This window comes from Streptomyces sp. NPDC006174 (assembly GCF_040614075.1).
Classification (GTDB): domain Bacteria; phylum Actinomycetota; class Actinomycetes; order Streptomycetales; family Streptomycetaceae; genus Streptomyces.
Map to the genome: position 1 here is coordinate 194,729 of NZ_JBEXTJ010000002.1, position 18,344 is coordinate 213,072.

The following is an 18,344-nucleotide window of genomic DNA, read 5'->3' on the forward strand; positions in this document are numbered from 1 at the left end:
TCCCGCCCCATATCGACACCCTCGATCACACCCACGATCGCCGATCGCCCGATCGCCACCCCGATCTCCATCGATGCCTGGAGGTGCCTTCCATGACGGTCCAAGAGCTGCCCGGCGCGGCCACCTACCGGCCCACGCCGCCCCCGGCCTGGAAGCCGATCACCGACCCCGCCCCGCTGCTCCCGGACCCGGAGCCCTACCGGGTGCTCGGTACGGACGCGGTCGCCGACGTCGACCCCGAGCTGCTGCTCCGGCTCCACGCCGAGCTGGTCCGCGGCCGCCGGTACAACACGCAGGCCACCGCGCTGACCAAGCAGGGCCGGCTGGCGGTCTATCCGTCCAGCACCGGCCAGGAGGCGTGTGAGATCGCCGCGGCCCTGGTGCTGGAGGAGCGCGACTGGCTCTTCCCCAGCTACCGGGACACGCTGGCGGCCGTGGCGCGCGGACTCGACCCGGTCGAGGCGCTGACGCTGCTGCGCGGCGACCGGCACACCGGCTACGACCCGCGTGTCCACCGCATCGCCCCGCTCTGCACCCCGCTCGCCACCCAACTGCCGCACGCGGTGGGCCTGGCGCACGCGGCCCGGCTCAAGGGCGACGACGTGGTGGCGCTCGCCATGGTCGGCGACGGCGGCACCAGCGAGGGCGACTTCCACGAGGCGCTGAACTTCGCGGCCGTCTGGAAGGCCCCGGTGGTCTTCCTCGTGCAGAACAACGGCTTCGCCATCTCCGTACCGCTGGCCAAGCAGACCGCCGCTCCCTCCCTCGCGCACAAGGCCGTGGGATACGGGATGCCGGGCCGGCTGGTCGACGGCAACGACGCGGCCGCCGTGCACCAGGTGCTCGGCGAGGCCGTGGCCCGGGCCCGGCGGGGCGGAGGGCCGACGCTGATCGAGGCCGTCACCTACCGCATGGAGGCCCACACCAACGCCGACGACGCCACGCGCTACCGGGTGGACAGCGAGGTCGAGGCATGGCGGGCGCACGACCCGGTCCAGCTCCTGGAGCGCGAGCTGACCGGCCGCGGGCTCCTGGACGACGAGGGCATCGCGCAGGCGAAGGAGGCCGCCGAGCGCATGGCCGCCGCTCTCCGCGACCGGATGAACGCCGATCCGGAGCTGACCCCGATGGACCTCTTCACCCACGTGTACGCGGAACAGACCAGCCAGCTCCGCGAGCAGGCCGCCGCCCTGCGTGCCGAGCTGGACGCCGAGCAGGACCACGAGCACAGCGCGGAGGCAGGCCGATGACCACGGCGGCGACGAAAGCCGGTGGACGTACGGCGAAGGCGAAACCGGCCACGATGGCGCAGGCCCTCGGACGGGCGCTGCGCGATGCGATGGCCGAGGATCCGACCGTGCACGTGCTCGGCGAGGACGTCGGCACCCTGGGCGGGGTCTTCCGGATCACCGACGGGCTGGCCAAGGAGTTCGGCGACGAGCGGTGCACCGACACGCCGCTCGCAGAGGCGGGCATCCTCGGCGCGGCCGTCGGCATGGCGATGTACGGGCTGCGGCCCGTGGTGGAGATGCAGTTCGACGCGTTCGCCTATCCGGCGTTCGAGCAGCTCATGAGCCATGTCGCCAAGATGCGCAACCGCACCGGTGGAGCCATGCCGCTCCCGATCACCGTGCGCGTTCCGTACGGCGGTGGCATCGGCGGCGTCGAGCACCACAGCGACTCCTCCGAGGCGTACTACATGGCCACGCCGGGCCTCCACGTCGTCACACCGGCCACGGTGGACGACGCGTACGGCCTGCTGCGAGCCTCCATCGCCTCCGATGACCCGGTGGTCTTCCTGGAGCCCAAGCGGCTCTACTGGTCCAAGGCCGACTGGTCGCCCGAGGCCCCGGCCGCCGTCGAGCCGATCGGCAAGGCCGTGGTCCGGAGGACCGGACGCAGCGCCACGCTGATCACGTACGGGCCGTCCCTGCCGGTCTGCATGGAGGCCGCCGAGGCGGCGGTCGCGGAGGGCTGGGACCTCGAAGTCGTGGACCTGCGCTCGCTGGTGCCGTTCGACGACGAGACGGTCGCCGCCTCGGTGCGGCGCACCGGACGCGCGGTCGTCGTCCACGAGTCGCCCGGCTTCGGTGGCCCCGGCGGCGAGATCGCGGCCCGGATCACCGAGCGGTGCTTCCACCACCTGGAGGCTCCGGTGCTGCGGGTGGCCGGCTTCGACATCCCGTATCCGCCGCCCATGCTGGAGCGGCACCATCTGCCGGGAGTTGACCGGGTGCTCGACGCGGTGGCCCGGTTGCAGTGGGAGGCGGACAGCTGATGGTCCAGGTCCTCGAATTCAAGCTGCCGGACCTCGGTGAGGGGCTGACGGAGGCGGAGATCGTGCGCTGGCTGGTGGAGGTCGGCGATGTCGTCGCCATCGACCAGCCCGTCGTCGAGGTCGAGACGGCCAAGGCGATGGTGGAGGTGCCGTGCCCGTACGGAGGTGTGGTGACCGCGCGGTTCGGCGAGGGGGGTTCCGAACTCCCGGTCGGCGCACCGCTGCTGACGGTCGCGGTGGGCGCGACGGAGGCCTCTTCCGCTTCTCCTGAGGACGACGGACCCGCTGCCGTTGAGCCTTCCGGTGACTCCGGGTCCGGGAACGTGCTCGTGGGGTACGGGACCGGGGCGCCGGCCGCCCGGCGTCGGCGTATCCGGCCGGAGCGGGTCGGTGCTCCTGCGGCTCCCACTCCTACGCCCGCTCCCGTGTCGGTGGCCGAGCCGGTGGCCGTGCCTGCCGCGATCGGTGAAGTGAACGGTCGGCAGGGGCCCGTGGCCGTGGTCTCTCCGCTCGTACGCCGGCTGGCCCGGCAGCACGAGATCGATCTGCGGCGGCTGACGGGATCGGGGCCCGACGGGCTGATCCTGCGGGCCGACGTGGATTCCGCGATCCGGCGGGTGGCGGACGAGGCCACGGAGACGGCGGCGCGTCCGGCTGCCGAACCCGTCGTGGCGGAGGCGCCCACGGCCGCCGTGGCGAGCACGGCCGTGGCGAGCACGGCCGTCGCGAGTGCGGCCGCATCGGCGACCGCCGAGCGGATTCCGCTGCGCGGAGTGCGTGGCGCGGTCGCGGACAAGCTGACGCGCAGCCGCAGCGAGATCCCGGACGCCACCTGCTGGGTGGACGCGGACGCCACCGAGCTGATGGCCGCCCGCGCCGCGATGAACGCCGCGTCGGGTCCGTCCGGCGGGCCCAAGGTGTCGGTCCTGGCGCTGCTGGCGCGGATCTGCGCGGCGGCGCTCGCGCGGTATCCGGAGCTCAACTCCACCGTGGACACGGCCGCGCGGGAGATCGTGCGCCTGCCCGGCGTGCACCTCGGGTTCGCGGCGCAGACGGAGCGGGGCCTCGTCGTCCCGGTCGTCCGCGACGCGCACACCCGTAACGCGGAATCGATCGGGGCCGAGATCGCCCGGCTGACCGAGCTGGCGCGGACCGGGAAGCTCAGCCCGGCCCAGCTGACCGGCGGCACGTTCACGCTGAACAACTACGGGGTGTTCGGGGTCGACGGCTCCACTCCGATCATCAACCACCCGGAAGCGGCGATGCTCGGCGTCGGCCGGATCATGCCCAAGCCCTGGGTGCACAACGGTGAGCTGGCTGTACGTCAGGTCGTCCAGCTCTCGCTCACCTTCGACCACCGGGTGTGCGACGGCGGAACGGCCGGCGGCTTCCTCCGGTACGTGGCCGACTGCGTGGAGCAGCCCGCGGTGCTGCTGCGCACCCTGTAGAGCACGCCGTCACGTGCACGCCCCCTCCGGACCCGGCCTCGCGGCCACCCGGAGGGGGCGTCGGTGTGAGGCGCCGCCCATACTCGACGTATGACCGCCTACGACGTGATCGTCCTGGCCGGCGGGGCCGCCAAGCGGCTCGGCGGCGCCGACAAACCGGCCGTACGGGTCGGTGGCCGTGCGCTGCTCGACCGGGTGCTGGCGGCCTGCTCCGGTGCGGGTGCCACCGTGGTGGTCGGCGACCGCAGGCCCACCTTCCGGCCGGTCGCCTGGACCCGCGAAGTCCCGGAGGGCGGCGGTCCGTTAGCGGCGCTCGGCGCCGGGATGCGGCTGACGACGGCGGAGCAGGTGCTCGTCCTCTCCGCCGACCTGCCGTTCCTCGGCCCCGCCACGGTCGGCGCGCTGCTCGCCGCCGCCGGTGAGGACGGCCGGGACGGCGCGCTCTGCACCGATCCCGACGGCCGCGACCAGCCGCTCGTCGCCGTCTACCGCGCCGAATCGCTCCGCCGGGAGCTGGCTCTCGTCGCCACCGAGCACGGCTCGCTCGCCGGGCTGCCGCTCCGGTTGCTGACCGGCGAGCTGGATCTGGCCCGGGTCGACGCCGGGCCCGACGCCGCGTTCGACTGCGACACTTGGGACGACATCGCCACCGCCCGCGCACGGATCAGGGAGCATGGGGCCGTGCTGGACGAATGGATCACCTCGGTCAAGAACGAACTGGGCATCGAACTCGACGTCGACACCGACGTCCTGCTCGACCTCGCCCGCGACGCCGCGCACGGGGTCGCGCGGCCCGCCGCTCCGCTCACGACCTTCCTGGTCGGGTACGCGGCGGCCCGGGCGAGCGCCGGCGCGAGCCCGGAGGAAGCCGCGGCGGCGGTTGCCGAGGCCGCCCGCAAGGCCACAGCGCTCGCCCTGCGCTGGGAGGCGGAGGCCGGCGGAGCGGAGAAGGCGACTCCGCCGGAGGCGAGCGGCGACCAGGCCGGAACGCCATGACCGGCGGCGACCTGCCCGGACGGTCCGGCACGGCCGACGGCGCCGTACAGCGCACCACGGCCGAAGCCGACGCCGAGGAGCTGGCCGTCGAGCAGGCCCTGGCGCTGGTCGGCGGCCGGAACCGGATGCGTGACCAGGCGGACGAGCGTCCGCGTGACCGGGCGAACGAGCAGCGGCGCAATCGAGCTGACGACCAGGCGTCCAACCGGGCGACCAGCCAGCCACGCACCCAGGAGAGCCGACAGCCGCGCAACCGAGCTGAGAACCAGGCGGATGATCAGGTGCCGCGTGACCCCACCCCCGGTGAGCCCGCCGTCCCGCACGCGGCCCCCTCGCGCCCCGCCTCTCCCGCTCTCCCCTGGAACCGTGCCCGGGCCATCGCCGCGCGGGCCGGGCGTGGTGGGCCGTTTGCCGTGGTGCGGCTGCCGCTCGACCGGGCCCTGGGCCACGTGCTCGCCGAGCCGCTCGCCGCACTCACCGACCTGCCGTCCTTCGACACCTCGGCCATGGACGGCTGGGCCGTCGCCGGGCCCGGACCCTGGGCGTACGAGGAGGGCACCGGGCTGCGAGCAGGTGACGGCCCCGCCACCGCGCCCCTTCCCGACGGCACCGCCGTACGCATCGCCACCGGCGCCCGTACGCCCGCCGACACCACCGCGGTCATCCGCAGCGAGCACGCCCACGTCGACGAGGCCCGGCGGCTGCTCTCCGCCCGGCGGCCCGTCGTCACCGGCCAGGACATCCGGCCGCGGGGCCAGGAGTGCCGCGCGGGCGACCAGTTGGTGCCGGCCGGCACGGTGGTCACGCCGGCGGTGCTCGGGCTCGCCGCGGCCGCCGGGTACGACGCGCTGCCCGCCGTCCCGCGTCCCCGCGTCGACGTCCTCGTCCTCGGTGACGAGCTCCTCGCCGCAGGCCTCCCGCGCGACGGCCTCATCCGCGACGCCCTCGGCCCCATGCTCGCCCCCTGGCTGCGGGCTCTCGGCGCCGAGGTCTCCCCGCTCCGCCGCCTCGGCGACGACGCCGAGGCGCTGCGTACGGCCCTCACCTCCTCCGACGCCGATGTGATCATCACCACCGGTGGCACCGCCTCGGGCCCGGTCGACCATGTGCATCCGGTCCTGGCCGCCATCGGAGCCGAGTTGCTCGTGGACGGCGTCGCCGTGCGTCCCGGACACCCGATGCTGCTGGCGCTCCTCGCGCCGGACGGGCCGTACCTGGTCGGGCTGCCCGGCAATCCGCTCGCGGCCGTATCCGGGCTGCTGACCCTTGCCGAACCGCTGCTCGCCGGGCTCGCGGGCCGCCCGGCTCAGGACGTGTACCGGGCGCTGGTCCACGCCGACGTGCCTGGTCATCCGCACGACACCCGCCTCGTCCCCGTGGTCCACCGCGCGGGCCGTACGGGCGGCCGGGACCATGTGGCGCCGCTGCGGTACAACGGTCCGGCCATGCTGCGCGGGATCGCGGCGGCGGACGGGTTGGCCGTGGTGCCCGCCGGCGGGGTACGGTCCGGCACCGAGGTGGAGATTCTGGATCTCCCATGGGCCCCGGCGACGCCGTGGACGGAAGGGTGTTTCACGTGAAACTTCCCGGCCAGGACGCGATGGCCCGGCGGGCCGACGAACACGTCGTATCGACACGGGTGATGCTCCCGCGCCGGGTCACCCACGGTCCGGCACGGCAGGTCGGCAAGCGGCTGCTGATGGCGCTGCTGGTGCTGGCCGCGACGGTGCTGATCGTCTGGCTCGACCGTGCGGGCTACAACGACAACGCGGACGGCAAGGTCGATCTGCTGGACGCGGTCTACTACGCGACGGTCACGCTCTCCACCACCGGGTACGGCGACATCACTCCGTACAGCGCCGGAGCCCGGCTGATCAACGTGGTGCTCGTGACACCGCTGCGCGTGATGTTCCTGATCATCCTGGTCGGCACCACACTGGAGGTCCTCACGGAACGGACCCGTGAGGACTTCCGGCTGAAGCGTTGGAGAGCCAACTTGCGTGACCACACCGTCGTCGTCGGCTTCGGTACCAAGGGCCGTTCGGCGATCCAGACCCTCTGCGCCACCGGCCTGCCGAAGGAGCAGATCGTCATCGTCGATCCGGCCTCCAAGGTGATCGAGGCCGCCAACGCCGAAGGCTTCACCGGCGTGCTCGGCGACGCCACCCGCAGCGATGTCCTGCTGCGGGCCGAGCTGCAGAAGGCGCGTCAGATCATCATCGCCACCCAGCGCGACGACACCGCCGTGCTGGTGGCGCTGACCGCACGTCAGCTGAACCGCGGCGCCAAGATCGTGGCGGCGGTCCGCGAGGAGGAGAACGCACCGCTGCTGCGGCAGTCCGGTGCCGACGCGGTGATCACCAGCAGCGGCGCGGCCGGACGGCTGCTCGGCCTCTCCGTCCTGAGCCCGAGCGCGGGCACGGTGATGGAGGACCTGATCCAGCAGGGCAGCGGCCTCGATCTCATCGAACGTCCGGTGATAAAGGCCGAGGTGGGCAAGAGCGTCCGGGAGACCGACGACCTGGTCGTCAGTGTGCTGCGCGGTCACCGGCTGCTCGGTTACGACGATCCGGCGGCCAGCCCGTTGCAGCTGACGGACCGGGTCATCACCATCGTGCGCGCCAGCCCGCCGTCCGGTTCCGGCCCGTCCGGCCCCTCCTTGCCTCATCTGCCGCCGCACCGCCCCTGAACCCGGCGGAACCGGCGCACGAGTCCCGCCGGAACCGGCGTACGAGCCCTGGTGGAACCGGCGTACGGACAGCGGCGGGAGTAGCCTCGCGGCCATGCATGCGATCACGATCCCCGAACCCGGTGGCCCCGAAGCGCTCGTCTGGGCCGAGGTGCCCGATCCCGTACCCGGCGACGGCGAGGTCCTCGTCGAGGTCGTCGCCGGTGCCGTCAACCGTGCCGATGTGCTCCAGCGGCAGGGCTTCTACAACCCGCCGACCGGTGCCTCCCCGTACCCGGGCCTGGAGTGCTCCGGCCGTATCGCGGCGCTCGGCCCCGGAGTGACCGGCTGGGCGGTCGGCGACGAGGTGTGCGCGCTGCTGTCGGGCGGCGGCTACGCGGAGAAGGTCGCCGTACCGGCGGGCCAGCTCCTCCCCGTACCGGACGGTGTGGACCTGACGACGGCGGCCGCGCTGCCCGAGGTCACCAGTACGGTCTGGTCGAACGTGTTCATGATTGCCCACCTGCGCCCCGGCGAGACCCTGCTCGTCCACGGCGGCTCCAGCGGGATCGGCACGATGGCGATCCAGCTGGCGAAGGCGGTCGGCGCCCGGGTCGCGGTCACGGCGGGCAGCCCGCAGAAGCTCGCCGAGTGCGCCGCGCTCGGCGCCGACATCCTCATCGACTACCGCGAGCAGGACTTCGTCGAGGAGCTGACGAAGGCGACCGACGGTGCCGGGGCCGATGTCATCCTGGACATCGTCGGCGCCAAGTACCTGGAGCGGAACGTGAAGGCGCTCGCCGTCAACGGCCGCCTGGCGATCATCGGCCTCCAGGGCGGCGCGAAGGGCGAGCTGAACCTCGGCGCGCTGCTGAGCAAGCGGGCCGCCGTCACCGCGACCTCGCTGCGGGGCCGCCCGCTCGCCGAGAAGGCCGCCGTCATCGCCGCCGTACGCGAGCATGTCTGGCCGCTGATCGCGGACGGCGTGGTCCGGCCCGTGGTGGATCGTACGGTGCCGATGGAGGACGCCGCCGAGGCGCACCGGGTGCTCGAATCCAGCGCCCACATCGGCAAGGTGCTGCTGGCCGCACCGGGCGCGTAGAAAGACCGCGGGGCCCGGCACACACGGTGTGTGCCGGGCCCCGCGGGTTTCACGCGCTCTACAGGTACGGTCCCGAGCGGATCGGACCGTGCGGGTCCGCGCCGCCGCCTTCCTCGTCCTCGTGGGCCATCCCGGGCGGCAGCGCGCGGCGCATCTGCTCCAGCTGCGCGCGGGCCGCCATCTGCTGGGCGAACAGCGCCGTCTGGATGCCGTGGAAGAGGCCCTCCAGCCAGCCCACCAGCTGGGCCTGCGCGATCCGCAGCTCGGCCTCGGAGGGCACCGACTCCTCGGTGAACGGCAGCGAGAGCCGCTCCAGCTCCTCCACCAGCTCCGGCGCGAGACCGTCCTCCAGCTCCTTCACGGAGCTGGCGTGGATCTCCTTGAGCCGGACCCGGCTCGCCTCGTCGAGAGGAGCCGCCCGGACCTCCTCCAGAAGCTGTTTGATCATGCTGCCGATGCGCATGACTTTCGCGGGCTGTTCGACCATTTCCGTCACCGGGACCTCGCGCGACTCGTCGTCATTGGCACCGCCGCCGACAGCCATTCCGTCCTGGCCCACGACAAGGACCTGCGGGTGCTCCTGCGACCGGTCATTCCTCGGCATTTCCATGCCGCCATTGTCTCGCACACATGCCGTACACCCACATTGGTGCCCCCGGAAACGGATGATCCACCGTCTCCAGGGGCACCGGGAGGGTCTTGCGGGCACCGGAAGAGCCGGTCAGCCCGCGCGGCGGGCCAGCTTCAGCCGGGAGCTGGTGAGGCCGGCGGCGAGCAGCCCGGCCAGCACCGGCACGACCAGGGCCAGCAGCGCGATGGTCGGCCACGGCATCACGATCGGTGTGTACGCCGACTCCATCGGATCCGTCCGCATCTCCGCCACCGCCGCGCGCAGGTCGGTCAGGCGCAGTGCGACCGCCGGCACGATCCCCGCCGCCGTTCCCAGCAGTACGCCGGTCAGCGCGACGACCAGGCACTGGAAGCCGGAGAGCGAGCGCCGTACGCCCGGCGGCGCGCCCACCGCGCTGAGCGTGGTGAGGTCGGCCTCCGCGTCGGCCTTGGAGAGCCCGGTGGTGATGGCCGCCGCACCCAGGGTCACGACCCCGGCGAAGATGGCCAGGATCAGCAGGATCGCTTCGTCCTCTCCCTGCTGCGCGGGGCTCGCGGTCATCACGTACGCGCGGTTTCCGGCCTGCTCGATCGCCGCGTCGGCCGCCTGCCGCTCGGCGTCGTTCGGCTCGCGGCTCAGCGTGTAGATGCTGGCGTGCTCCTCGGTGTGCAGGCCGAGCTCGTCCGCGGTCCGCCGCGGCAGGATCATCCGGATGCCCGGGGTCGCCGCGTACCGGTCGGGAGCGACGTACACCTTCAGCCGGTCCGTGGTGGTGCGGGCCTTGCCGGGGTGGAGGGCCCGGTTCTTCTTGTCGCGCTCGCTGTAGGTGTGGACGGCCTTGAGGGTGACCTCGCCGTTCTCGGCGTACGCCGGGTTGAGCAGCACGGGTGTGCCGGCGGCCAGGGCCTTCGCCGCCGCCGGGTCGTCGAGCTTCACGTACGACGTGAGCAGCCCGGCGTCACCGATGACGACCTTGCTGTCGTCGTTGCCGAGGGAGACCGAGGTCCACCGCTCGTCCACGCAGGCGGGAGAGTTCATCAGCCGCTTGTGCTCGTCCGCCGAGATCCGCAGCGCGAGTTCCTTGGCACCCCTGCCCTTCAGCGGGCAGGAGTGGCCCTCTCCGGTGGGCTTGACGAGCCCGATGGTTCCGCAGTCGTTCTCCTCCTCGTAGTACACCGAGCAGTCGCTGCCGGCCCACACTCGTCCGACGTCGGCGCGCCCACCGCTGACCGGGTAGTTCTGCTCGACGGCGGCCCGTGCGCGGGGCAGGTTGGCCTTCTGGGAGGTGTCGAAGGCCATCACCGCCGCGGTGCCCGAGGTCAGGTCCGGCACGTGGTCGTACGCCTGCTCGGCGGCGCTGCTGCTGGTGTACGTGGCGATGGCGACGCTGCCCGCGACGGCGGCCATCACGGCGGCGACGGCCGGCGCGGTACGGCCCCGGTTGCGGGCCGCGTCGCGCAGGGCGATGCGGGGCGTCAGCGGCAGCCCGCGGCCGAGCCGACCGAGGAACCCGACGATGACCGGGATGCAGCCGAGGAGGCCCAGCTCGGCGAGGACGGAACCGCCCGCGACCAGATTGATGCTTCCGCTGACGCCTCCGTACACGGCGAGGGCGGTGCCGCCCGCGAGCACGAGGGAGCCGACGGCCGACAGCACCCGGGAGCCGCGGCGGGAGCCGCGGCGGCCGGTGAGCGACTCCAGGACGGACTGGCGGCCCGCCACGATCGCCGGCGCGAGTGCGGCGAGGACACCGGTGACCAGGCCGAGTACGGCGATGGCGAGGATCTCCCAGGGCTGCACGGTCAGTTCGCCGAAGCGGCGGCCGGTGAAGTCCTCGATCATCGGGCGGAACAGGGCGGTGAGGCCGAATCCGGCGCCGACGCCGACGACCGCGCCGACTCCGCCGAGCACCGCACCGCCCGCGAGCACCACGGCCCGGACCTGGCCACGGGTGCCGCCGCACGAGCCGACCAGGCCCAGCTGCCGGCGCGAACGGCGGGCGCCCACGGCGAACGCCGGTCCGGCCAGCAGCACGATCTCCAGGACGGCCATGGCGGCCACGGTGAGGGCGGCCGCGGTCATCTCCGCGTTGCCGGTCTCCGAGCCTCCCATCTGCGCGGCCAGGGGGACCTCGGAGTCCGGCGGCGGGTCCAGGACGACCTGCCGGGCCCGTACCACCACGCCCTTCTCGTTGGCGGCGCGCACGTCCGACCAGGTCACACCCGCATCGGACGGGCCCTGGACCAGCCACTTCAGGTCGCCGGCCTGCGGCGGGAGGATCTCCTTGTCGCCGTCGGCGGTCTTCTGCCACGGCGCGATGACCGCGCCGGGGACGGCGAAGAGCGACTCGGACTTCAGGTCGGCGGGCAGTTCCACCGAGCCGGTGAGGGTGTAGACCTGCTCGGGGCCGCGCACGGTGACGCGGTCGCCGACGGAGAGCCCGGACGCGTCGAGGAAGGCCTCGGTCGCCGCGATCTCGTCCTTGGCCCGCGGGTAGGCGCCTTCGGTCAGCTCGACCCGGCCGCGCAGCAGCGGGTCGGCGACGGCCAGTTCGGTGATCTGGGTGTCGGTGATGCCGTGGCGGGTCGTCACGGACGCGGGCAGGGACTGCTCGGTGAGGTACCGCGAGCCCTTCGGGAAGGTCGCCGGTACGTCGACGGGCTTGCGCTCGTCCTCGGGCAGCGTCTCCGGTGCGTCCTCGGGCGTGCCCCACATGATGCCGTCGGGCATCTGCTCCAGCCGGACCGGGCCCATGCCCTGGTCGATGAAGAGGGCGTCCGCCGCTCCCAGATCCGCCGTCAGATCCTCCGCGAGGGTGGGCAGGGCGCTGCGGTACGTCAGGTCGGCGGCGGTCACACCGAGGACCGGCAGCGCGATCATGGCGACGACGAGGGCGCTGCGGCCCTTGGCCCGTACGGCGTCGCGCCTGGCTATGCGGAAGGCGGCGCGCCACCCGGTGAAGAGGCTCACTTGGCGCCCTCGGTGGATCCGTCGGCGACGGAGGAAGCGGTGGCTCCGGCCGCTCCCGCCGTCAGCAGCGAGTCGGCGCCCGCGGTCAGCGTCTGGTCGACGATCGAACCGTCGCGGAGGAAGACGACCCGGTCGGCCCAGGCCGCGTACCGGGGCTCATGGGTCACCATGACGCCTGCCGCGCCCTGGTCGCAGCGGGTGCGGAGCAGGGCGAGGACGGCCTCGCCGGTCTCGGAGTCGAGCGCTCCGGTCGGCTCGTCGGCGAGAACGAGGCGCCGGTCGCCGACGAGTGCGCGGGCGATGGCGACGCGCTGCTGCTGGCCGCCGGACATCTCGTCCGGGAAGCGGTCGGCTATCTCGGTCAGCTTCATCTCGGCCAGCGTGGCGAGGGCCTCCTTGCGGGCCTTGCGCACGGAGACGCCGTCGAGTTCGCGCGGCAGTGCGATGTTCTCGGCGGCGGTCAGGGCCGGGATGAGGTTGTAGTCCTGGAAGACGTAACCGACGCTCCGGCGGCGCAGTGCGGCGACGCCCTTGCGGCCGAGCGAGGCGATGTCCTGGCCCTCGATGATCACCTGGCCGCTGGTGGCGTCGTCGAGCCCGCCGGCCAGGGTCAGCAGGGTCGACTTGCCGGAGCCGGAGGGGCCCATCACGGCGACCAGTTCACCCGGATACACGGAGAGGCTGATCCCGCGCAGGGCGTGCACTTCGGCGATGCCGGAGCCATGGGTGCGGGTCAGGTCCCGCAGTTCGAGTACGGGGTCGCCTGCGGGCGTCCCGGAGGACGGCGGCGGCGGTGTGGCGGCGGGCGATGACATGGCGGGTGGTTCCCCCTGGAAAGAATGCGCTGGTCGTGGAGTGCGGAACAGGAGACGGGCAGGTCGGCTACGGGCCTCTCAGCTACAGGTAGCTCAGCGCCGGCTCTTCGTGCGCCCGGCCAGGGCGCGGGCCGGGCCGCGGGTGGCCGTCGGGCCGGGTTCGGGCGAGGGCTCGGTGGCGGCGGCTTCGGCGAGGCGGACGAGGCGCGACTCGCAGTGGTCGAGCCAGCGGGCCTCGGCCTCCGCCTGGAAGATCAGCTGCTCCACCACGAGGAGCCAGGCGACCTCGTCCCGGTTGGCCGGGACGTCGGCCAGGGCCTGGGCCTTGAGCCGGGTGTAGTCCTGCATGGCCTTGAGGGTGTGGTGGCGCTGGGACTGGATGACATCACGGATGTCGACACCTGGCGCTCCCACGGCCATGGCCAGCTTGATGGCCAGTTCGTCGCGTGGCGGGTTGGTGCGGTCCACCGGCGTCTCGAACCAGCTGCGCAGCTCGGAGCGGCCGTCGCCGGTGATCGCGTAGAGGTCGTGCCCGGCCTCGTCGGCCCCGTCCTGCACGACCATGCCGTCGCGCTCCAGGCGGCTGAGCGTCGTATAGACCTGGCCGACGTTGAGCGGCCAGGTGGAGCCGGTGCGTGACTCGAACTCGGTGCGGAGCTGGGAGCCGTACCGAGGGCCCTGCTCCAGAAGGGCCAGTAGCCCGTGACGGATCGACATACTGAGTATGTATACCGAGTATGTTGGTCCTGGCAAGTCCCGAAAGTGGCACGGCCACGGGGTGGAGCGGTCAGTTCACGCGGCGCAAGCGGAAGGCCAGGAAGGCGAGTCCGAGCCCGACCAGCGCGATGCCCGTACCGAGCGAGACCTGCTGAACCTGCCGTACGGCGGCGGCGTCCAGAGCGCGTGCGGACGGCGACCCGGGATCGCTGAACGCGTCGGGCGGCGGCGTGAAGACCGGCAGGTCGGCGGCGGTCGCCTCGGCCTCCTCCGACGGCTCAGGCTCGCCCGGAGCGTCGGCCCGCGCCAACTCCAGCGGGCTCAGCGAACGCCCGGGACGAGCCTTCCCGGCCCCGGCCTCCCGCCCGGCCATCGGCGCGGTCGATCCCGACACCTCGACGGAAACGGAACGGCTGGGAGACGGCGAGGCGGAGCCCATGGGAGCCTCGGCGCCGTGCACGGCCTCGGCGTCCGCAGGAGGAATGCCGACGGGTTCCAGGCCGGCACCGGGCCCGCCGGACGACGGCAGCAGGGGCACGGGCAGCGGCAGCGCGGAGGGATGCGCCGAGGAGGAGGACGTACCGCCCGACGAAGCACCGACGGCCGGCTTGCCACCGGAAACACCAGGCGAAGCACCGGACGAAGAGCCCGAGGAAGACGGCGGAGCAGCAGGACTCGAAGCCCCCGGAGGCACAGCCCGCTTGGACGGCCCGTCGTTCACCGACGACCCGACAGCGGCCCCGCCGCACGGCCCCAGCACCGCGCCGGCCGTCACCAGCAGACAGACCGCGCACCTCGACGACCACACGGCCGGACGTCCTGGAGCCATGAGATCAGCGTCACACGCGCTCTTCCATCCGGCATCCCGGACGGCCCAGGAGGAGATAACCGGCCGTAAGGCGTCGATGGCCACCACGAAACAGAGCCGGAACGGACGTCCGAGACCCGCAGTGATCACCCGTCGAACAGGAACGATCAGCCAGGCCGGCCCACCGAGTCAGGAAGGCCGACCGGTCGAGTCAGCCAGGAGGGCCGGTCGAGTCAGTCACGCCGGCCCGTCGGGACAGGAAAACCGACCCACCGAGTCAGGAAGGCCGACCCGTCGAGATCTTCAGCTCGAAGTGGGCGCCCTGCTCGGAGACCGCCGCTCCCGACGACGGGAACTGGCCGACGATCTGGCCCTCCGCGTACGTGTTGCCGGGCTCCTCGATCTCCTTGATCGTCCAGCCCGCGGCCGCCGCGCACTCCTTCGCCGAGAGGATGTCCTTGTAGACGAAGTTGGGCGCCTGGACCTTCTTCGGGTCGTCGGAGTCCTCGGTGGCGTCCGTGCAGGCCGTCGTCTTCATCGTCCGGTTGCGCTCCGGCGGCCGGTAGCCGTCCTCGGTGGAGGTCTCGCTGGTGCCGGGGTCGCCGCCCTTGCCCGCCTCGTCGTCCTTGCCCTTGTCCTGGAGGGAGAGCGCGGTGATCAGGCCGCCGACGGCGAGGAGCGCGACGACGATCGAGCCGACGATGACCGGCATGTTCCGCTTGCCGGAGGAGCCGCCCGTGGTCCCGACGGCCGTCTGGTGCTGCGGGTTGATCGTGTACGGCGGCGGCGTCCGGTGGGCGAGCGGGCCCGGGTAGCCCTGGGCCGCCTGCGGGTAGCCGTAGCTCGGCGCGGGCGTCGGGGCCGGCTGGTTGTACGGACCCGAAGGGCCCGACGGGTACGGCTGCTGCGCGTGCGGCTGGTACGGCGTCTGGACGCTCTGCGGGGCCGGGGTCGCCTGGTCGACGGGCGGGAACACCGCCGAGCCGACGCCGGAGCCGCTGTTGGCGGGACCGCCGCCGGCCACGATCACCGGGGCGCCGGTCCGGCCGCCCGAGGCGTTCAGCACCCGCGCGATCTCGTCGCGCATCGCGGCGGCGCTCGGGAAGCGTTCGTTCGGGTTCTTCTTGAGGGCGCGGGCCACCAGCGCGTCCATCGCCGGAGTGACCGAGCGGTTGATGGTGGAGGGCGCGACCGGCTCCTCCTGCACATGCGCGTACGCGATGGCGAGCGGCGAGTCCGCGTCGAACGGGATCCGGCCGGTGAGGAGCTGGAAGAGCATGATGCCGACCGAGTAGAGGTCGGAGCGGGCGTCCACACCGCGGCCGAGGGCCTGCTCGGGGGAGAGGTACTGCGGGGTGCCGACGACCATGCCGGTCTGCGTCATCGAGGTGACACCGGACTGCATGGCGCGGGCGATGCCGAAGTCCATGACCTTGACGACGCCGCGCTTGGTCATCATGACGTTGCCGGGCTTGATGTCGCGGTGGACCAGGCCCATCTCGTGGCTGGTCTCCAGCGCGGCGAGCACGTCGGCCGTCACCTTGAGCGCCTTGTCGGCGGGCATCGCGCCGTACTGGCGGATGTCGTCGGCCAGCACCGAACCGAGCGGCTGACCCTCGACGTACTCCATGACGATGTACGGCATCAGCGCGCCACCGAGCTCGTCCTCGCCGGTGTCGAAGACCGAGACGATGTTGGTGTGCTGGAGCTTGGCGACGGCCTGCGCCTCGCGCCGGAACCGCTCGCGGAACGACTGCTCGCGGCCCAGCTCGGTGTGGAGGGTCTTGATCGCGACCTGGCGGTCGAGGGCGGAGTCGTAGGCCAGGTAGACGGAGGCCATCCCGCCTTCGCCGAGCAGGTCGCGCAGCTGGTAGCGGCCGCCCGCCACCGCTCCGCCCGCGTAGCGGCCCTGTGCGCCGTCCTGGCTCATGACTTGCTTTCCCCCTCGGCGGCGCGTGCTCTGGCACGCGCTGTGCTGCACAAGCGATGTTTCTGTAGGACGCGGTCCCCTGCGAACCGGTTCCGTACGACTCCCTACAACGCGATTACGCGCCAAGTCTGCCCGAGGGGTCCGACACGTCAAGCCGGGTATCCGTTCCGTGACCCTGTGCACAGCAAGCGTCGCGGAAGCGTTACAGGAAAAACAGGAGATCGTGGTGTGAGGCGCGCCGGGCGATCGGATGATCGGTCCGGTGCGGAACCTGGGTGTCCGGCGGAGGCTGTAGCGTGACGTGGCAATGCAGCAAGGCACCGTGAGAACCCGCGGACGCGCGGACAGAAACGACGGCGAGGACTGATGGCACCCGATTCCGAAGCAAACGGCGGCGGAGTTTCGGATGGCTCCGACGCCTGGGGTGTCGGTGGCGTCGTCGGTGACGGACGCTACCGGATGACCTACCGGCTCGGCCGGGGCGGTATGGCGGAGGTGTACGCGGCGGAGGACGTCCGGCTCGGACGTACGGTCGCGGTCAAGCTCCTCCGCTCCGACCTGGCCGAGGACCCGGTCTCCAAGGCCCGCTTCACGCGCGAGGCGCAGTCCGTCGCCGGCCTCAACCACCACGCGATCGTCGCCGTGTACGACTCCGGCGAGGACACCGTGGGCGGCCAGACCGTCCCGTACATCGTGATGGAGCTGGTCGAGGGCCGCACCATCCGCGACCTCCTCCTCACCGCCGAGGCGCCGCCGCCCGAGCAGGCGCTGATCATCGTCTCCGGTGTGCTGGAGGCGCTGGCCTACTCGCACCAGCACGGCATCGTGCACCGGGACATCAAGCCCGCCAACGTGATCATCACGGACTCAGGCGCGGTCAAGGTGATGGACTTCGGCATCGCGCGGGCGCTGCACGGCGCCCAGTCGACGATGACCCAGACCGGCATGGTCATGGGTACGCCGCAGTACCTCTCGCCCGAGCAGGCGCTCGGCAAGGCCGTCGACCACCGCTCCGACCTGTACGCCACCGGCTGCCTGCTCTACGAACTGCTGGCGCTGCGGCCTCCGTTCACCGGCGAGACGCCGCTCTCGGTGGTCTACCAGCATGTCCAGGACACTCCGGTGCAGCCGTCCGAGGTCTCGGACGTGGTGCCGCCGGAGCTGGACGGGCTGGTGATGCGCTCGCTGGCGAAGGACCCGGACGACCGGTTCCAGAGCGCCGAGGAGATGCGCGGACTGGTCCAGTACAGCCTGCAGATGCTCCAGGTGCAGGGCGGCCACACCGGCACGTGGAACACCGGTCCGGTCGCGCTGGGCGAAGGCGGTCAGACCCCGCCGCACGGGATGACGGGCTCGACCCGGGCCATGGGCCACCCGACGCACGGGGACACCTCGCAGGGTCCGATCCTGCCGCCGATGAACCCGGACGACGGCGGCTACGACGGCGGTCGGCGCGGCGGTGGCCGGCGCAGCAGGATGTGGCTCTTCGTGCTGCTGGCCCTGGTCGCGATCGGCGCCGGCGTCGCCTTCGCCATCAGCGCGGCGAAGGACGGCGGCGACAAGAAGGAGCCGGTCACGCCGTCCACCTCGGTGAGCTCTTCCGAGGAGGAGCCGTCGGAGAAGCCGTCCGAGGAGGAGCCGACGGAGGAGGAGCCGGAGCAGCCGAGCGACTCCACGGGCGGTCAGACACAGCCCGAGCCGCCGCCGTACAACCCGCCGCCGACCGAGACCCAGCCCTCGTTCACGCCGTCGCCGACCCCGTCCGACAACACGGACACCGGGACGACGGACGGCAACACCAACGAGGGCACCACGGGCGAGCCGAGCGACGACCCGACCGACCCGACCACCGACCCGGGCACGCCGGGCGGCAACGGCGGCGAGCCCGGCGGCTCGGAGGGCGCGAACGGCGGCGGCAACGCGGGCAACGCCGGCAGCGCCGGCAACAGCGGCACGGGCGACACGGCCGGCCCGGCAGCCGGAGGCACCACCCCCTGACCCC

General features: G+C 72.7%; 14 protein-coding genes. 8 read left to right on the forward strand and 6 right to left on the reverse strand.

All coding sequences use genetic code 11. The features are described from left to right. The first annotated feature begins 92 nt into the window (after positions 1-92). The 7 genes from pdhA (at position 93) to ABZ267_RS05390 (ending at position 8,492) form a co-directional block, all read left to right on the forward strand. Entirely contained in the window at positions 93-1,250 is a 1,158-nt protein-coding gene (gene pdhA, locus ABZ267_RS05360) for a pyruvate dehydrogenase (acetyl-transferring) E1 component subunit alpha (protein ID WP_356749770.1), read from the forward strand. Continuing rightward, positions 1,247-2,278 (forward strand): alpha-ketoacid dehydrogenase subunit beta, encoded by a 1,032-nt coding sequence (locus ABZ267_RS05365; RefSeq protein WP_356749772.1) that lies wholly within the window; start codon positions 1,247-1,249, stop codon positions 2,276-2,278. The genes pdhA and ABZ267_RS05365 overlap by 4 nt, the downstream gene beginning before the upstream one ends. Then, positions 2,278-3,726 carry a dihydrolipoamide acetyltransferase family protein gene (locus tag ABZ267_RS05370; protein WP_356749774.1) on the forward strand — a complete coding sequence of 483 codons (1,449 nt, stop codon included), beginning with the start codon at positions 2,278-2,280 and terminating at the stop codon, positions 3,724-3,726. The genes ABZ267_RS05365 and ABZ267_RS05370 overlap by 1 nt, the downstream gene beginning before the upstream one ends. A gap of 90 nt (positions 3,727-3,816) precedes the next feature. Then, positions 3,817-4,722, forward strand: a complete 906-nt coding sequence (locus ABZ267_RS05375; RefSeq protein ID WP_356749776.1) for an NTP transferase domain-containing protein — start codon at positions 3,817-3,819, stop codon at positions 4,720-4,722. Beyond that, a complete protein-coding gene (locus ABZ267_RS05380; protein ID WP_356749777.1) occupies positions 4,719-6,302 on the forward strand; it encodes a molybdopterin-binding protein in 1,584 nt (527 codons plus the stop codon). Before ABZ267_RS05375 ends, ABZ267_RS05380 begins: the two co-directional genes overlap by 4 nt. Beyond that, on the forward strand, positions 6,260-7,411 hold the full coding sequence (locus tag ABZ267_RS05385; RefSeq protein WP_356749779.1) for a potassium channel family protein: 1,152 nt from the start codon (positions 6,260-6,262) through the stop codon (positions 7,409-7,411). The genes ABZ267_RS05380 and ABZ267_RS05385 overlap by 43 nt, the downstream gene beginning before the upstream one ends. Before the next feature lie 94 nt (positions 7,412-7,505). After that, the gene (locus ABZ267_RS05390) at positions 7,506-8,492 is read left to right on the forward strand and encodes an NAD(P)H-quinone oxidoreductase (protein WP_356749781.1); all 987 of its coding nucleotides are present in this window, start codon (positions 7,506-7,508) and stop codon (positions 8,490-8,492) included. Between the two features lie 58 nt (positions 8,493-8,550). Here ABZ267_RS05390 and ABZ267_RS05395 read toward each other — a convergent pair whose 3' ends face one another. The 6 genes from ABZ267_RS05395 to ABZ267_RS05420 form a co-directional block, all read right to left on the reverse strand. After that, positions 8,551-9,102 carry a bacterial proteasome activator family protein gene (locus tag ABZ267_RS05395; protein ID WP_356749783.1) on the reverse strand — a complete coding sequence of 184 codons (552 nt, stop codon included), beginning with the start codon at positions 9,100-9,102 and terminating at the stop codon, positions 8,551-8,553. A 111-nt stretch (positions 9,103-9,213) separates the two neighbouring features. Next, a complete protein-coding gene (locus ABZ267_RS05400) occupies positions 9,214-12,072 on the reverse strand; it encodes an FtsX-like permease family protein (protein ID WP_356749785.1) in 2,859 nt (952 codons plus the stop codon). Next, on the reverse strand, positions 12,069-12,887 hold the full coding sequence (locus ABZ267_RS05405; protein ID WP_356749787.1) for an ABC transporter ATP-binding protein: 819 nt from the start codon (positions 12,885-12,887) through the stop codon (positions 12,069-12,071). The genes ABZ267_RS05400 and ABZ267_RS05405 overlap by 4 nt, the downstream gene beginning before the upstream one ends. Before the next feature lie 93 nt (positions 12,888-12,980). Next, positions 12,981-13,604 carry a PadR family transcriptional regulator gene (locus ABZ267_RS05410; protein WP_356749789.1) on the reverse strand — a complete coding sequence of 208 codons (624 nt, stop codon included), beginning with the start codon at positions 13,602-13,604 and terminating at the stop codon, positions 12,981-12,983. Positions 13,605-13,674: 70 nt separating this feature from the next. After that, complete coding sequence (locus ABZ267_RS05415) at positions 13,675-14,142, reverse strand: hypothetical protein (protein WP_356749791.1); 468 nt, start codon at positions 14,140-14,142, stop codon at positions 13,675-13,677. Positions 14,143-14,689: 547 nt separating this feature from the next. Then, the gene (locus ABZ267_RS05420) at positions 14,690-16,342 is read right to left on the reverse strand and encodes a protein kinase (protein ID WP_356749793.1); all 1,653 of its coding nucleotides are present in this window, start codon (positions 16,340-16,342) and stop codon (positions 14,690-14,692) included. 366 nt (positions 16,343-16,708) lie between these two features. Here ABZ267_RS05420 and ABZ267_RS05425 point away from each other — a divergent pair, with 366 nt between their 5' ends. Continuing rightward, a complete protein-coding gene (locus tag ABZ267_RS05425; protein ID WP_356749795.1) occupies positions 16,709-18,340 on the forward strand; it encodes a protein kinase in 1,632 nt (543 codons plus the stop codon). Positions 18,341-18,344: the final 4 nt, after the last annotated feature.

Bases quoted from the DNA above. Each gene is read 5' to 3' on its own strand.
- ABZ267_RS05420 (WP_356749793.1), bottom strand. From the start codon at position 16,342: ATGAGCCAGGACGGCGCACAGGGCCGCTACGCGGGCGGAGCGGTGGCG.
- pdhA (WP_356749770.1), top strand. From the start codon at position 93: ATGACGGTCCAAGAGCTGCCCGGCGCGGCCACCTACCGGCCCACGCCG.
- ABZ267_RS05380 (WP_356749777.1), top strand. From the start codon at position 4,719: ATGACCGGCGGCGACCTGCCCGGACGGTCCGGCACGGCCGACGGCGCC.
- ABZ267_RS05405 (WP_356749787.1), bottom strand. From the start codon at position 12,887: ATGTCATCGCCCGCCGCCACACCGCCGCCGCCGTCCTCCGGGACGCCC.
- ABZ267_RS05365 (WP_356749772.1), top strand. From the start codon at position 1,247: ATGACCACGGCGGCGACGAAAGCCGGTGGACGTACGGCGAAGGCGAAA.
- ABZ267_RS05425 (WP_356749795.1), top strand. From the start codon at position 16,709: ATGGCACCCGATTCCGAAGCAAACGGCGGCGGAGTTTCGGATGGCTCC.
- ABZ267_RS05375 (WP_356749776.1), top strand. From the start codon at position 3,817: ATGACCGCCTACGACGTGATCGTCCTGGCCGGCGGGGCCGCCAAGCGG.
- ABZ267_RS05370 (WP_356749774.1), top strand. From the start codon at position 2,278: ATGGTCCAGGTCCTCGAATTCAAGCTGCCGGACCTCGGTGAGGGGCTG.
- ABZ267_RS05410 (WP_356749789.1), bottom strand. From the start codon at position 13,604: ATGTCGATCCGTCACGGGCTACTGGCCCTTCTGGAGCAGGGCCCTCGG.
- ABZ267_RS05390 (WP_356749781.1), top strand. From the start codon at position 7,506: ATGCATGCGATCACGATCCCCGAACCCGGTGGCCCCGAAGCGCTCGTC.
- ABZ267_RS05385 (WP_356749779.1), top strand. From the start codon at position 6,260: ATGGGCCCCGGCGACGCCGTGGACGGAAGGGTGTTTCACGTGAAACTT.
- ABZ267_RS05395 (WP_356749783.1), bottom strand. From the start codon at position 9,102: ATGGAAATGCCGAGGAATGACCGGTCGCAGGAGCACCCGCAGGTCCTT.